This is a genomic window from Sabulibacter ruber, from assembly GCF_017355955.1.
Lineage (GTDB): Bacteria > Bacteroidota > Bacteroidia > Cytophagales > Hymenobacteraceae > Nibribacter > Nibribacter ruber_A.
This window is the reverse complement of record NZ_JAFFID010000004.1, coordinates 1-14,736: the sequence shown is the minus strand read 5'-3', so window position 1 is coordinate 14,736 and position 14,736 is coordinate 1. Positions and strand designations below refer to the sequence as shown.

At 50.8% G+C, this 14,736-nt stretch carries 13 protein-coding genes and 1 other RNA gene; 10 read left to right on the top strand and 4 right to left on the bottom strand.

Going from position 1 to position 14,736, the window contains the following annotated elements; translation table 11 throughout:
* The first annotated feature begins 245 nt into the window (after nucleotides 1-245).
* The 6 genes from JT719_RS18225 (at nucleotide 246) to JT719_RS18200 (ending at nucleotide 8,984) form a co-directional block, all read left to right on the top strand.
* Complete coding sequence (locus JT719_RS18225) at nucleotides 246-803, top strand: hypothetical protein (RefSeq protein WP_207435174.1); 558 nt, start codon at nucleotides 246-248, stop codon at nucleotides 801-803.
* Between the two features lie 71 nt (nucleotides 804-874).
* Entirely contained in the window at nucleotides 875-1,492 is a 618-nt protein-coding gene (locus JT719_RS18220) for a transposase (protein ID WP_207435172.1), read from the top strand.
* Between the two features lie 187 nt (nucleotides 1,493-1,679).
* Entirely contained in the window at nucleotides 1,680-4,298 is a 2,619-nt protein-coding gene (gene clpB, locus JT719_RS18215; protein ID WP_207435170.1) for an ATP-dependent chaperone ClpB, read from the top strand.
* A 991-nt stretch (nucleotides 4,299-5,289) separates the two neighbouring features.
* Complete coding sequence (locus JT719_RS18210; RefSeq protein ID WP_207435168.1) at nucleotides 5,290-5,892, top strand: HupE/UreJ family protein; 603 nt, start codon at nucleotides 5,290-5,292, stop codon at nucleotides 5,890-5,892.
* 50 nt (nucleotides 5,893-5,942) lie between these two features.
* Nucleotides 5,943-6,572 carry a J domain-containing protein gene (locus JT719_RS18205; RefSeq protein WP_207435166.1) on the top strand — a complete coding sequence of 210 codons (630 nt, stop codon included), beginning with the start codon at nucleotides 5,943-5,945 and terminating at the stop codon, nucleotides 6,570-6,572.
* A 78-nt stretch (nucleotides 6,573-6,650) separates the two neighbouring features.
* Entirely contained in the window at nucleotides 6,651-8,984 is a 2,334-nt protein-coding gene (locus tag JT719_RS18200) for a M1 family metallopeptidase (RefSeq protein WP_207435165.1), read from the top strand.
* A 102-nt stretch (nucleotides 8,985-9,086) separates the two neighbouring features.
* Here the strand turns inward: JT719_RS18200 and JT719_RS18195 are convergent, their stop codons facing one another.
* Nucleotides 9,087-9,587: a hypothetical protein gene (locus JT719_RS18195; protein ID WP_207435163.1), complete on the bottom strand. Its 501-nt coding sequence runs from the start codon at nucleotides 9,585-9,587 to the stop codon at nucleotides 9,087-9,089.
* 132 nt (nucleotides 9,588-9,719) lie between these two features.
* The gene (locus JT719_RS18190) at nucleotides 9,720-10,412 is read right to left on the bottom strand and encodes a carboxypeptidase-like regulatory domain-containing protein (RefSeq protein ID WP_207435162.1); all 693 of its coding nucleotides are present in this window, start codon (nucleotides 10,410-10,412) and stop codon (nucleotides 9,720-9,722) included.
* Between the two features lie 82 nt (nucleotides 10,413-10,494).
* On the opposite strand from JT719_RS18190, the gene JT719_RS18185 reads away from it, so the two are divergent.
* The 4 genes from JT719_RS18185 to ssrA all read left to right on the top strand — a co-directional run bounded on the left by JT719_RS18185 (nucleotide 10,495) and on the right by ssrA (nucleotide 13,266).
* Entirely contained in the window at nucleotides 10,495-10,881 is a 387-nt protein-coding gene (locus JT719_RS18185) for an ArsR/SmtB family transcription factor (protein WP_207435160.1), read from the top strand.
* A gap of 12 nt (nucleotides 10,882-10,893) precedes the next feature.
* The gene (locus tag JT719_RS18180; RefSeq protein WP_207435158.1) at nucleotides 10,894-12,003 is read left to right on the top strand and encodes an acyltransferase family protein; all 1,110 of its coding nucleotides are present in this window, start codon (nucleotides 10,894-10,896) and stop codon (nucleotides 12,001-12,003) included.
* Between the two features lie 57 nt (nucleotides 12,004-12,060).
* Nucleotides 12,061-12,765 carry a YjjG family noncanonical pyrimidine nucleotidase gene (locus JT719_RS18175; protein WP_207435157.1) on the top strand — a complete coding sequence of 235 codons (705 nt, stop codon included), beginning with the start codon at nucleotides 12,061-12,063 and terminating at the stop codon, nucleotides 12,763-12,765.
* Between the two features lie 128 nt (nucleotides 12,766-12,893).
* Nucleotides 12,894-13,266: a transfer-messenger RNA gene (gene ssrA, locus JT719_RS18170) on the top strand.
* 286 nt (nucleotides 13,267-13,552) lie between these two features.
* On the opposite strand, the gene JT719_RS18165 is transcribed toward ssrA, so the two are convergent.
* Nucleotides 13,553-14,449 (bottom strand): helix-turn-helix domain-containing protein, encoded by an 897-nt coding sequence (locus tag JT719_RS18165; RefSeq protein WP_207435147.1) that lies wholly within the window; start codon nucleotides 14,447-14,449, stop codon nucleotides 13,553-13,555.
* 71 nt (nucleotides 14,450-14,520) lie between these two features.
* The coding region (gene galT / locus JT719_RS18160) for a galactose-1-phosphate uridylyltransferase (RefSeq protein ID WP_207435145.1) at nucleotides 14,521-14,736 on the bottom strand (216 nt) is incomplete at its 5' end.

Below are 14,736 nucleotides of genomic sequence, written 5' to 3'. Positions count from 1 at the left end.
TTTTGGTTTTCCAAAGAGCCTTTCTCTTTTAGAGGAAGGCTCTTTTACGTAGGAATGCCCTCTGAAACAGGTTCTTGATATCCGCCGAAACAGGTTGGCCAACCAGGTTTTTATATAGGGTTTACAGGCTCCTTTTGCCAAAACTGGCCATTTCTTCAACCTAGGGTTAATAGGTTCCGTTCATGCAGGAGGCTGTCTTGTTTACCAACAGCCTTCAGAACCTATACCCATAAACAAACCAAACTATGGAAACCATCCGCACCTTTCACGGAGCAACAGAAGAAGAACTTTGGCACCAAGTAGCCTATGACATGGCTAGCCACAAAGAACTTCTCAGCTACTCGGCGCTTCTGCAGCAAAACGGCACCCAAATCTACTTTGACACCGACATTGACTTAGGCGGCGGCTTTGAGGGAGGCATCTCCTCCACCAATTTCATGGCCCCGGTACCCGAACACGTCACCCTGCGGTTTGCCCTGCATGAGCAAGGCTGGATGGACGAGGTGGGCAAGTTCTTCGGGATGGAAGACATTGAACTGGGCTACCCAGACATTGACGATGCCTTCATCATCAAGACCAACCAACCTGAAACCCTCAAAAGCCTGCTCGCCGATCCTACCATCCACGACATCCTGCTGAAGCACAAAAGCTGTGAACTGCGGCTGCACGAAGACCATGATGAAGACGGCTCTGAACTGGTCCTCACCTTCTCTAAAGACGAAGCCATTCTGGACATGGCTGAGCTCCGGGAGATCTATGGGCTTCTGTTTTCCTTGCTGCAAAAACTGAAGCAGTCGGTCTAGACACTCGTAGGAGCTGCGCACACTACGAGGTCTTTGGGAAGCGCTGTTAAGTTCACAAGCAAATAGAGGGTATGCAGAAAACGATACCTCTTGAACCGGGAAAGTTCTACCATGTGTACACGCGTGGGAATAATAAGGATAATATTTTTCTAGAGGAGCGAAACTATACCTATTTTCTTCAACTGTACAGAAAGCACGTTTCTCCTTTTGCAGACACCTATGCGTACTGCCTGCTACGTAACCATTTCCATTTGTTGATAAAAATAAAAGAGCGCTTTGAACCGGAACAGACCTCACAGGTTTTCAAAACCTGTGAGGTCTCGCCTGCTATCATGTCTAAGCAGTTCGCTACTCTATTCAACGCATATACCAAAGCCATCAACAAAGCCTATGGCCGCACTGGGAGCCTTTTCCAAGAGCGCTTTGGCAGAATAGTAGTCAACTCACCGCACTACTTCACAAGATTAGTTTACTACATCCATTTTAATCCGCAGAAACATGGCTTTGTAGACTCTTTCAAAGAGTGGCCTTATTCTTCTTATCATAGTTTAACTGCTTTAACCAAACAGACAAACCTGAAAAGAGACGAGGTGTTGGAGTGGTTTGGTGGTGTAGAGTGGTATCAAGACTTTCATCAAATGGATGAGGAAGGCTTTGCAAGCATCAGAGACGTAATTGGCGATGACTAGCTCAAACCTCACAGGTCTTGAAGACCTGTGAGGTTTTTTGCCACAACCACAGCCATCTTGTCACATTATGTTAAATTTAACATTTTGATTTCTGTCATATTTTCCGAAAAACAGCTATAATACGCTTCGGTACCTCATTTGCTTTAAAGGCCGTAGAAAAACGGGAAACTACGGAAAAACAAAGCATATGAACTTTAACAACTATACCATCAAATCGCAGGAAGCCGTGCAGAAGGCAACCGAGATTGCCGGCGGCAACCAGCAGCAGGCCATCGAGACGGGGCACTTGCTGAAGGGTATCCTGCAGACTGACGAGAACGTGACCGGTTTCTACCTGAAGAAACTGGGCGTGAACGTGAACCAATTTAACACGCGTCTGGACGAGATTGTGAACGCTTACCCTAAAGTGAGCGGGGGCAGTCCGTACCTGGGCAATGATGCGGCCGCCGCACTGCAGAAGGCCAATTCTTACCTGAAAGAATTTGACGATGAGTACGTCGCCATTGAACACCTGCTCCTGGGCTTGCTGGCTGGTAGAGACCGGGTGGCCACGCTCATGAAAGACGCGGGTATTACTGAGAAAGGCCTGAAAGCCGCCATCAAAGAACTGCGTGGCGACTCAAAGGTAACCGACCAGAACGCTGAGGCGAAATACAACTCGCTGAAACGTTATGCTATTGACTTGAATGAGCAGGCACGCCTGGGCAAGATTGACCCGGTGATTGGCCGTGACGAAGAGATCCGCCGCGTGCTGCAGATTCTGAGCCGTCGTACCAAAAACAACCCGATTCTGTTGGGTGAGCCGGGTGTGGGTAAAACCGCCATTGTGGAAGGCCTGGCCCAGCGTATTGTGTCTGGAGACGTGCCCGAGAACCTGAAAACCAAAACCATCATGAGCCTGGACATGGGCCTGTTGGTGGCGGGTGCCAAATACAAAGGTGAGTTTGAGGAGCGCCTGAAAGCCGTGATCAAAGAAGTGGTAGACTCTGAAGGCGAGATTGTGCTTTTCATTGACGAGATCCACACCCTCATTGGTGCCGGTGCCGGTGGCGATAGCGCTATGGATGCCGCTAACCTCTTGAAACCAGCTTTGGCCCGCGGTGAATTGCATGCCATCGGGGCTACTACTTTGAAAGAGTACCAGAAGTACTTTGAGAAGGACAAGGCCATGGAGCGCCGCTTCCAGGCGGTAACGGTAGATGAACCAAGCATTCCAGATGCGATTTCCATCCTGCGCGGTATCAAAGAGAAGTACGAGTTGCATCACGGGGTGCGCATCAAGGACGATGCCATCATTGCCGCCGTGGAATTATCCAGCCGCTACATCTCAGACCGTTTCTTGCCAGACAAAGCCATTGACCTGGTAGATGAGGCAGCCTCTAAGCTACGCATCGAGATTGACTCTTTGCCAGTGGAGCTGGACGAGGTACAACGCAAGATCATGCAGTTGGAGATCGAACGTGAAGCCATCCGCCGCGAGAACGACAAAGAGAAAGAGAACCTGCTTTCTAAAGAGATTGCTGACCTGAGCGAAACCCGTGACGCCTTGCGCGCCAAGTGGCAGAGCGAGAAACAGGTCATTGAAGGCATCCAGAAACAGAAAGAAGCTATTGAGCAATTCCGTCTGGAGGCTGAACACGCGGAGCGGGCCGGTGACTACGGTAGAGTGGCTGAGCTGCGCTATGGTAAAATCCAGGAAGCCGAAGCCAAACTTCGCGAGCTGCAGCAACAAGTGCAGGAGCAACAGAACGGCGACCATATGCTGCAGGAAGAGGTTACCTCAGAAGACATCGCCGAGGTAGTAGCCAAGTGGACCGGTGTACCGGTAAACAAAATGCTGCAAAGCGACCGCGAGAAACTGTTGCACCTGGAAGAAGAACTGGGCCGTCGCGTGGCCGGTCAGGAAGAAGCGATTGCCGCCATTTCTGATGCCGTGCGCCGCAGCCGGGCCGGGTTGCAAGACCCTAAACGGCCTATCGGTTCGTTTATCTTCCTGGGTACAACGGGTGTGGGTAAAACCGAGCTGGCTAAGGCTCTGGCCGACTTCCTGTTCAACGACGAGAACGCCATGGTGCGGATTGACATGAGTGAGTACCAGGAGCGCCATGCCGTGAGCCGTCTGGTGGGAGCGCCTCCAGGATACGTGGGTTACGATGAAGGTGGTCAGTTGACCGAAGCTGTTCGCCGGAAGCCGTATTCTGTGATCCTGCTGGACGAGATTGAGAAAGCGCACCCGGATGTGTTCAACATCCTGTTGCAGGTGCTGGATGATGGCCGACTGACCGATAACAAAGGTCGGGTGGCGAACTTCAAGAACACCATCATCATCATGACGTCCAACATCGGCGCGAACATCATCCAGGAGAACTTCCAGGATCTGGACGAGCTGAACCCGGAACCAACCATTGACCGGACCCGTGACGAGGTGTTTGAGGTGCTGAAGAAGACCCTGCGCCCTGAGTTCCTGAACCGGATTGATGAGCTGATCATGTTCCGTCCGTTGAGCTCAAGAGAGATCCGGAAGATTGTGGACATCCAGTTCCGTCACATCCAGGAACGCCTGGAAGACACTGGCATCCGTCTGGAAGCTACCGACGAAGTACTGGACTTCCTGGGCCGCGAGGGTTACGATCCGCAGTTCGGTGCCCGTCCGTTGAAACGTGTGCTGCAACGCCGCATCCTCAACGAGTTGTCCAAAGCCATCCTGGCCGGTGACATCCGCAAAGATGCCGTAGTAGAAGCGGTGTTGGAAGACGGCGAGATCAAGTTCATTAACGTGGACATTGATCTGCCCATTGATAGATAATCCGTTGTTTTAAGTTGATTGAAGGCGTCGGGGGAGCAATTCCCCGGCGCCTTTTTTTATTAGCCGCCGTTTTCAGCCTCCTTCTTGAGAATAGGGTTAAAAACCAAAATTGTAGCGGCGTTACACCGTAACGCCGTGGCTCTGCGAAGCGACGTTCTTTCCTTTCTCAACAGCCGTACCCTAAATTCGTCTTTTTAATCCTATAACCACCTGCAAGTTGTTAGCAGCGATTTTGCTCTGTGGCCACTCGGCGTTACGGTGTAACGCCGCTACGTTTCTCCGTTTATTTTCAAAAGCGGTTATAAAACAGAAACTTCACCTAAGACCAGAATTCTTTTCGCTGGCGCGAGCGTCCCGCTCGTGTCCGCACGCATTCCAGAAGGTTATGTCATCCTGCAAGGTATTTTGTCCCTCTATGGCGCGGATTTACTTCCGTGACTTGCGATCAAAAGGCACGGAAGTAACTTCCGCGCCATGGTGATAGTGGCGTTGGTGCATCTACAACAAGTAATTTACTCCTCTTTGTCATCTTGGAAAGATCTTGTGGACCACCTAGAATTGCGTTGAAGAAACGACTTTGCCATTGCCTCACAAGATCCTTTCAGGATGACAAAACAGAAAGAGAGTGTGATTATCTTCTACCATGCGTGTATCTTCCGCAATGCGTGCGGACACGAGCGGGACGCTCGCGCCAGCGAAGGCTAGCAAGATAGGTTTCAAGCCTGTTTATCTTAAATCAGGCTTAAAGCAGAATCTGTAGCGCCGTTACACTGTAACGGCGTGGCGCTGCACAGACTTAATTTATCAAATAAACTGAAATAACAGGAGAGACTGTCTCCTGTACAGAACCACAGCGTTACAGTGTAACGCTGCTACATTTCACCAACACCATCTCACATTTGAAAACCCAATTATGAGAAGGGTGTATTGCTGGAGTAACAGCATTTTCTAAATTTGTCAGTTTCCAGACTCAGACAAACAACCCTTCATCGTGTCTTCAGTTTTCTTCACGTATCTGCAATTAGGCTTTCACCACATCTTCAACCTGCAGGCGTATGACCATATGGTCTTTGTGTTGGCCATGTGTGCGGTGTATTCTGGCAGCGAATGGCGCCGTATTCTGGCCTTGGTTACCAGCTTCACTATTGGGCATTCCATTACGTTGGCGCTCTCAACGCTGGAGATGATCAAATTCAACACGGCTTTAATTGAGTTGCTTATTCCCATCACCATCCTGCTCACCTGTTTGTACAATTTCACGCAGTTGGGCAACGGCAGAAAGAAAGGCAACGCGCTGTGGTCCTGGAACAACCTGTTTGCCGCGGCATTCGGGCTGATTCATGGCATGGGCTTTTCCAACTATTTAAAATCGCTTTTAGGCCAGGGACAGAACATCGTTTTGGAGCTTCTGGCGTTTAATATAGGAATTGAATTAGGGCAGTTGCTGATTGTTCTGCTGGTGCTCATCATCAATCTGCTTTTAACACGTTTCCTGTCTGTAAAAAAGCGAGACTGGGCCTTGGGCATCAGCAGCGCGGCCGGAGCCATTGCCCTCATGCTGATTCTGGAACAGGATTTATCGGCTGTTTTCTAGAAAACGTGCCAGAAACAGCGGGCACACCACTTGTTTAAGAACCTGTTCTCATGTTGGCTGAGTCTTACCGGGTATTAGGAGTACCGTTTGGGGCAGGAATGCCCCAGATCAGGCGCGCCTACCGGCAGCTAGCCCTGCAGTACCACCCAGACAGAAACCAGGATCCGGGTGCACCGGCTATGTTTTTGCGCATTCAGGCGGCCTACGAATACCTGCAGCGGTTTCAGGAAGTAGCTTCTGCCCAACCCTCCTCTCCCACCTCGGCTCCACCACCTCCCCCACCCAAGCCGCAGTCTGACTGGGAAAAATACCAATACGTGTATGAACCACCCACCGACCCGAAAGAGTACATTGCCTGGGCCGCAGTGGCCCGCGAAAGGGTAAGGCGGCAGAAAGAAAAAGACCATGCAGATTACGTAAAACGCACGCTGGCCTTCAAAAAGAAGTGGTGGTACGGCATAGCCCTGCTGGGCAGCTACGCCGTGTGGTTGGCAGGCCTTGGCACCAGCCTGCTTCTCCTTATGGTGCCCGTCTTTTTCATATTCCTTGAGTTGGGTAAATCAGCGGTGCTGGGATGCCTCACCGTACCCATGGGCCTGGTGCTCATCAAAGTGATGCGAGACCTCAGACAGGATATCAGGAAGCATTTTGGCGAAGACCTCACCGAATCGTCTAAATAACAGACTGTTCGTTTTTTTCTTTGCCCATTATTACCCAATTTGCTCTTTGACACAAACAAACCTATTTCAACCACACTAATGAAACAACTCTTACTCGCCTCTGGGCTGCTTTTGAGTTTGGCAGTTCCGGTTCTGGCGCAGGAAAACATTGACAAATCCAAGTTCAGGCAACTGGGCCAGGAACTGCCCACCCCCAATACTTACCGCACCGCCTCTGGTGCTCCCGGGCACGACTACTGGCAACAGCGCGCTGACTACAACATCAAAGCCGAGCTGAACGACGACAACCAGTCGCTCACCGGTTCTGAGACCATCACCTACACCAACCTTTCTCCGGATGTCCTGACCTACCTGTGGGTGCAGTTAGACCAGAACATCTTTGAGAAGAACTCCATGACCAATCTCACCCGCACGAACAAGATCCCGGACAAGCCTACTTTTGGCGTGGCCGAGGCCTTGGCGGAGCAGACGTTTGACGGTGGGTACAAGATCAAAGCGGTGAAAGATGCCAACGGCAAAGCCCTGCCGTACACCATCAACTTCACTATGATGCGCATTGACTTGCCGCAGCCTTTGAAACCAAAGCAAAGCGTGAAGTTCAGCATTGACTGGTTCAACTACATCAACGACCAGAAAAAGCAAGGCGGCCGCGGCGGTTATGAGTTCTTCCCCGAGGACGGCAATTACGAGTACCAGATGGCGCAGTGGTTCCCGCGCATGGCCGTGTATGACGACGTGAACGGCTGGCAGCACAAGCAGTTCCTGGGCACCGGCGAGTTCGCCCTGCCGTTTGGCGACTACAAAGTGAGCCTCACCGTACCCTCTGACCACGTGGTAGCTTCTACCGGTGAACTGCAGAACACAGACGTTCTCACCAGCACCCAACGCAACCGCCTGGCCCAGGCCCAGAAAGCGAACAAGCCCGTGCTGATCGTGACCCCGGAGGAAGCCCTGCGCGCTGAGAAAAACAAAGCCAAAGGCAAGAAGACCTGGACGTTTGTAGCCAAAGACGTGCGTGACTTTGCGTGGGCCTCTTCCCGCAAGTTCATCTGGGATGCCATGAACGTGAACGTGGAAGGCAAAAACACCCTGGCCATGAGCTATTACCCCAAGGAAGGAAATCCGCTTTGGGGCCAGTACTCCACGGAGGTGGTTGCGCATACCCTGAAAACCTATTCTAAATTTACCATCCCGTATCCGTATCCGGTGGCTATCTCGGTGCACGGCGCGGTGGGCGGTATGGAGTACCCCATGATCTCCTTCAATGGCGGCCGACCGGAGAAAGACGGTTCTTACACTGAGCGCACCAAATACGGCATGATCTCGGTGATTATCCACGAAGTGGGCCACAACTTCTTCCCGATGATCATCAACTCAGATGAGCGCCAGTGGACCTGGATGGACGAAGGCCTGAACACCTTTGTGCAGTTCCTCACCGAGCAGGAGTGGCAGCGCGATTACCCCTCCAGCCGTGGCGAGCCCCGTAACATGGTCACGTACATGAAGATGGACAAGAGCCTGCAGCAGCCCATCATGACCAACTCAGAGTCTATCACGCAACTGGGCAACAACGCCTATGGCAAACCGGCTACGGCCCTGAACATCCTGCGCGAGACCGTGATGGGCCGCAAACTGTTTGATTACGCTTTCAAAGAATACTGCCGCCGCTGGGCCTTCAAACACCCTATGCCCGCCGATTTCTTTAGAACCATGGAAGATGCCTCAGGCACCGATCTGGATTGGTTCTGGAGAGGCTGGTTCTACACCACCGACCACGTGGACCAGGAGCTGACCGGCGTGAAATGGTACACCGTAGACACCCGCAACCCCGAGGTGGAGAACGCCAAGCGCCGCCAGGAAATCAATGCCGCGCCTAAGAGCCTGTCGCAGCAGCGCAACCTGCAGGACATCCCTAAAACGCTGGTGGAGAAAAAGCCCGAACTCAACGACTTCTACAACACCTATGACCCCTTGGCGGTAACCGAGGAAAGTAAGGCCCAATACCAGAAATACCTGCAAAGCCTCGCGCCGGAGGAGCGCGCTCTGCTGGAAAAAGGCCTGCACTTCTATGAGGTCGGCATCAAAAACAACGGCGGTCTGGTAATGCCGGTAGTGATGCAGATGAACTTCCAGGACGGAACCTCTGAGATTGTGCGCATTCCGGCCGAGATCTGGCGCTACGACGAAAAGGAAATCACCAAGGTGTTTGTGACCGAGAAACCGGTGGCCAACTTCGTGCTGGACCCGTTCCAGGAAACCGCCGACATCGATTTGAACAACAACTCGTATCCGCAACGTCAGCAGCCCAGCCGTTTTGAATTGTTCAAAGAGCAGCCGCGGGGCATTACGCCTAACCCGTTGCAGCAGCAGACGCAACGTCAGGCAGCTCCCCGCACCCAGGGCGGTAACTAAACAAACTGTTTCCGGCTTGTTTTCCTGAAACCAGGCAAGAAACTAGAATAAAGACAAAGCCCCGTCTCTTACCAGGCGGGGCTTTTTGTTTTGCTGGGGTACCTATTCTGGGCTGACACATTGCCATTGCCGGCCATCCCAGTACAGCCATCGTACTTCGCCCTGCGGTTTTAGGCCTACTACTATTCCGCCTCCCTTAATGCCCGGCAAACTTGCTCCGGCCCCGGCGGGGAAATGATCGGTTGGTTTCCAGTATTCTATCTCGTTGAAAGATTTTAAGGCAGGCCATCTTCCTTCTTCTATAATAGCCGGGGTACCAGGCTCTGCGCCTCTAATAAACACCATGGCTGGTTTCTGGCTTTGCTTGTTTTGGAGAAACACGGCGTAATCAGGCACTTCGTCTCCGTCAAAGTTTCCGCTAAGGTAAAAGGGGTTGATACTTCCGTTGAGGCGGTATTCCGTTTTGAGGGTATTTTGTTCAAAAGCCGGCAGAACCGCGCGCGGCAGATAATCTACAGTTAGGGTTGTCTGTTCCTGGTTCAGTGAACTACGGCAGCTTTGAAAAAGGGCAGCACTCAGGAGTAAGAGGCAAATTCTCTTCATTGGGCAAGAAGTCAGCATTGTCTTTGGTAGACAAACAACCGCCCCGTTTCCCTGCCGTTTTTGAAAAACCAGCACAAAAAAAGGACTGCTCACTTATTGAACAGTCCTTGGTGATGGGGTTTATTTTCTGGGTTACTCTCTATTCTTGAAGTCTCCGTTCTTGATGGCTTTAATCACCTGGTACCACTTAATAGGGTCTAGGAGCGGATTAGTGGCTCCCGGATTATAACCGCCCCGGCGCATTTGCTGCTGGTTTTGCAGGTTCATCATGTGGCGCTGGTTTGAACCGGCATCCATGGGCGTGTTCCGGAACATCTGGTCCAGAATCTGCTGGCTCATGGCGGTTTCCTGGTCTATATCGCCCAGCGGCGATTTCATGGCCAGTACGGCCTGGGTGAAATCACGGAAGGTGGCGTACGGGAACACCCTGATCTCAGGCAGCACCGTGGGGTCTTCCATCATCTCGATGATAATAGAGTAACTGTCGCGCTCAAAGCTCTCGGGGATGACCAAAGACTGCTTGGCGTAGCCAATGGAGCTGAACACCACGCTGTCGCCAGCCAGCACGGGCAGAGAGAAAAAGCCGTACTCATTGGTGTTGGTGCCTCGGCCGGCTTTAGGAATGTACACGCTGGCCCCGGGAATACCCAAAAGGCTATCGCCGGCGGTCACCACCCCGGTCAATTGGATTACTTTCCGGCCCCCTTGGGCCTTGGCCGATGACATGCTGAAACCTGCCACCAGAATAGCCGCCACCAAAAAGCGCCCCAAAAAGGAGCAGAAGCGGGCTTGCCGGGCAGAAAGATTGAAATATAGAGTATTCATGGATAAGATCGTTTACAAGTATAGCCTTTTTATGGTACTTTGCGCCGCTGGGCTTTAAATAAATTTTACGAAGAGATACTCCATGAGGCTCAAGAATTTCAACATTGGTTTTGGGGAACAAGTGTTCAAAGCCATGAGCGACGCTTCACGCATCAGGGTGCTCAATCTACTGTTACGCAACAAAGAGCTCTGCATTGCAGATTTGGAACTGGTGCTGGACTTTACCCAAACCAAAACCTCCCGCCACCTGATTTATCTAAAGAACACAGGACTAGTCTCCTACCGTAAACAGGATCAGTGGGCGTTTTATTATATCAAAGACGAAATGTTGGACTTTTTGCAGCAGATGTTCGGCTACCTGGAAAAAGACCAGCAACTTCTGAAAGACCAGGAGGTCTACCAAACCCTGTTCTCAAACCGTGAACTAGCCATTAACCGGCTCCAGCAGCGGCATTTCACCGGCATCTAAGAAAGTGAGGCTTTGAGCGAGGGGAAACAATACTTTCCGGCCCTTACCGGCCTAAGAGCGGTGGCGGCCTTTCTGGTGTTTGCGCACCACACCATGTCCCAGGCCCAGAACTCTAGGAACCCGCTGGACCTGCTCTCGCAGGAAGGGCACATGGGCGTTTCCATCTTTTTTGTGCTTAGCGGCTTCCTGATTGGGATCAGGTACTTCAATTCATTTACCCAGAACGGATTGGCCGGCTGGAAAAAGTACTTTTTCCATCGGTTTGCGCGCCTCTACCCCGTTTACCTCGTCTGCACCGTCCTGACCTTGCTTTACAACCCCAAGCCACTGGGCGTGTGGGTGCTGAACTTTGCCATGATGCAAGGCTTCTTTGAGGAAGTGGCGTTTACTGGCATTGGGGTTGGCTGGTCTTTGACAGTAGAGGTTTGCTTTTACGCCATCGCACCGCTGGTCATGTTTTATTGGAACAGGCTGGGCCTGCTGGGCTGGACCTTGCTCACCTTTCTGGCGGGAGGTATTCTGGTAGCCCTTGGGGAACTGCCTCTCCCCTATTCTTTTGTGCCAGATTTCAACTATATGGTGAGGACCACCTTCTTTGGCCGGTGCCTGGAGTTTTACCTGGGGTTAGCGTTAGCCCGGGTTTGGCTGGTTAGGTATTCTAGTAATTCTTCAGCCCATAAGACTTCCTTGGGACTGTTCACGTACGCGGGTGCTGTAGGAGTTTTAGGCTGCATGTTTGCCTTGGCGTACGTACGCGGTGAAAACCCAAGGTCTATGGACCAGGACCAGGTAATCCTTTTCAATGTTCTCAATAATTATGTATTGCCTTGGTTTATCGGGAGCCTTCTTCTGGGGTTAGCCAAGGAGAAAACGTTACTCAGCGCATTACTAGGCTCCAGAATAGGCCAGGAACTGGGCAAGGGCTCCTATATATTTTACCTCATCCATTTTAAACTAGGGGTTAGTCTTTTATACGGTCAGTTTTGGCCCAACCGGCTTGGCATCTGCCTGCTCATAGCCGTACTTTCCATCATTGGCTATTACGTAGCCGAGGCCCCCCTGCAGAAAAAGCTTCTGCAACTGAGCAAATCCCGCCGAATTGCTGAAACTAAAAGCGCCTAGATTGGTTTTAAAATCAGACCTTTGCTTTTCTGCTTACCTCAGAAAGCCCCCATTAGCATGAGAAAACCCAGAACATACAAACATCTTTTCTTTGATCTGGACCACACGTTGTGGGATTTCGAAAAGAACTCAGAGGAAACGCTTCATCACCTCTATGACCATTATAACCTGGCAGAACTGGGCAATTTTTCCCGTGACTCGTTTTACCGGAAATACAGCTTCGTGAATCAGCGGTTATGGGATTTGTACCACAAAGGCAAGATCACGCAGCAGCAACTGCGAGAGAACCGATTTGTCAAGTGCCTTACCGGCCTCGGCATGGATGCCGCCGATGTGCCCGCCGGTATCAGTGAAGCGTTCACCAGCATTTGCCCCACCAAAACGGCGGTTTTCCCTTTCACGCATGAGGTGCTTGGGTATCTGCGGGAGAAATATGTGCTGCACATCATTACCAACGGGTTCAAAGACGTGCAGTACATTAAACTGAAATCTTCTAAACTGGACGTCTACTTCTCTGAGATCATCACCTCAGAATGCGCCAACTGCACCAAACCAGACCGGAAGATTTTCCTGCACGCCCTGGAGCGGGCCGGGGTTACCGCCAAGGAAAGCCTGATGATTGGCGACAGCCTGGATGCCGATATTCTGGGTGCCATGAACGCCGGCATAGACCAGGTGCTTTTTAACCCCGAGAAGAAGCGCCCTCGCCTGAAGCCCACGTATGAGATTCATTGCCTAAGCGAATTGAAGACGTTCCTGTAAGCTGTTTTAAGGCTCCTTTTAGCAAAACAGCCTCAAAACGGGAACTCCGCCCGGCTAGGATTTGTCTATATTTTGGTTACTTTTGCGGGCATAGGCCGTAAAAGGGCCAAAGAAGTTCTTTCACAATTGGGGATGACCGGAATTGACAGCTTGAGCAAGCTGGGTGTAAGCATGCCGGGAGTTGGCAGATTTTCCCGTAAATCAGAACTGACCGAACAATTATCTGGCGAGTCTAACTACGCCATGGCCGCCTAATCTAGGTATTAGGTAATGCCATTGTCCTGCAGCCCCTCGGAACGGTGGGAGCTGGTCACAGGGCATCGTAATGCCGTTCTAGCGCAAGCCAAGGTGCGGGGTTTGTGCGAAACCAAAGCATCTAAGGTGTCTTCTTAGGCCAGGCTTGGGCCTGAAGCCACTCGAAAACCCAACCAAGACTAAGCATGTAGAAAGCGCTCGAGTTTCCTTGTCTGGACCAGGGTTCGAATCCCTGCATCTCCACATCAATACAATGAAAAACCCTGTAAATCAACAATTTACAGGGTTTTTTAATTTAGGTCGGACAAATATCGGACGCTTTTGCAAGGAATGTATTTTACCTGTTAGGTGGTTAGGCTCCATATACAAACCAAGGAGGTAAACCAGAAAGTTGGTATTTGTATTGCCCAACTTTGTATTGCTGAACGCGACACACCACCTAACTACACTACAAAACGAAGCAATGGGATATTCAAGTGACTTGCTACCAAAGACAAATACGCCTTCCTGAGCAGCTCTTATCCCCTCTATACTATTTCTTGTGCAGGTTCCGGTATTTCACTGGAGAAAGCCCCATTATCTTCTTGAACATGCGAGAGAAATAAAATGGGTCCTCGAACCCTAACTCCGTGGATATTTGCTTGATGCTCTTATCTGTAAAATAAATAAACTGACAGGACTTTTGGATCTTGAGCTGTATGAAGTACTGAATGGGGGAATAGCCTAATTTCTTTTTAAAAAGCTCTGAGTAGTAAGAAACCGAGAGATTCTGCTCCGAGGCAAGTTCTTTTATAGAGAACGACCGTGAGAGATGTTTCTTCATGTACTGAATGGAGTCATTCACGGGATCAGTCGCATATGCCGAGGGATTAACCTCTTTGTGGTATACCAACGATGTCAGGAAATGCAGGAAGTTGAAGTTCGCAATCTCAATCTCCTTATCCCCAAAGCTGTTTTCAAGCAACGAGATTACTTGATTGAATAAATTAACATGGTTTTCAACGTAAGGGATTGACATGACCGAAGCCTCTTTTGAATTACTATAGCGACTGAAAATTGCATCAGCTAATTCTCCTGTAAAATGCGCCCAGTAAATACTCCATGGGTCAGTATGCAGACTGTAGTAATGATGGGGTGTGCTCTTGGGGATAATGATGAAGCTGTTTGGCGCAAGCTCATGGACCTTGTGATCTATATTCACGAAGCCCCTGCCCTCCACACAATATAGAAGAATGTACTGTTGGCTCCCTTTCTTCCTTTCACGGTCATGAAAAGTCGCGTGTGGGTAGAAGCCAATAGCAGTGAGGTAGATCCCCCTGGTCAAAACATTCTTACTCGCAGCACCTTTCAGGTTGGGAGGAAGAACAATCATCCTTTGCCCAATAAATCCCTCCTTAACCTTCTTGTCTAAACTAGATATCCCTTCCATAAAACCAAGGTAGGCGATTTAAAAGAATATTAGATCAATAGAAGCAGGAGCGCTGCTTCTATTGATTAGATCTAGGCATTTTCAACCAAACCTTTCAGCCTAGTAGCGCTCATTTCCGGAGTGATGTCGCGCTGGGCTTCGGCCATGAGCTCGTAGCCCACCATGAACTTCTTCACCGTGGCCGATCTCAGCAGTGGCGGGTAGAAGTGCATGTGCAAATGCCAGCCCGGGTAGTCCTTGCCGTCGGTCGGTGCCTGGTGGATGCCCGCCGAGTACGGGAAGGAAGT

What these genes read in the sequence shown, in the direction of transcription:
- JT719_RS18225 (WP_207435174.1), top strand. Translation starts at nt 246, where the DNA reads ATGGAAACCATCCGCACCTTTCACGGAGCAACAGAAGAAGAACTTTGG.
- JT719_RS18220 (WP_207435172.1), top strand. Translation starts at nt 875, where the DNA reads ATGCAGAAAACGATACCTCTTGAACCGGGAAAGTTCTACCATGTGTAC.
- clpB (WP_207435170.1), top strand. Translation starts at nt 1,680, where the DNA reads ATGAACTTTAACAACTATACCATCAAATCGCAGGAAGCCGTGCAGAAG.
- JT719_RS18205 (WP_207435166.1), top strand. Translation starts at nt 5,943, where the DNA reads ATGTTGGCTGAGTCTTACCGGGTATTAGGAGTACCGTTTGGGGCAGGA.
- JT719_RS18200 (WP_207435165.1), top strand. Translation starts at nt 6,651, where the DNA reads ATGAAACAACTCTTACTCGCCTCTGGGCTGCTTTTGAGTTTGGCAGTT.
- JT719_RS18195 (WP_207435163.1), bottom strand. Translation starts at nt 9,587, where the DNA reads ATGAAGAGAATTTGCCTCTTACTCCTGAGTGCTGCCCTTTTTCAAAGC.
- JT719_RS18190 (WP_207435162.1), bottom strand. Translation starts at nt 10,412, where the DNA reads ATGAATACTCTATATTTCAATCTTTCTGCCCGGCAAGCCCGCTTCTGC.
- JT719_RS18185 (WP_207435160.1), top strand. Translation starts at nt 10,495, where the DNA reads ATGAGGCTCAAGAATTTCAACATTGGTTTTGGGGAACAAGTGTTCAAA.
- JT719_RS18175 (WP_207435157.1), top strand. Translation starts at nt 12,061, where the DNA reads ATGAGAAAACCCAGAACATACAAACATCTTTTCTTTGATCTGGACCAC.
- JT719_RS18165 (WP_207435147.1), bottom strand. Translation starts at nt 14,449, where the DNA reads ATGGAAGGGATATCTAGTTTAGACAAGAAGGTTAAGGAGGGATTTATT.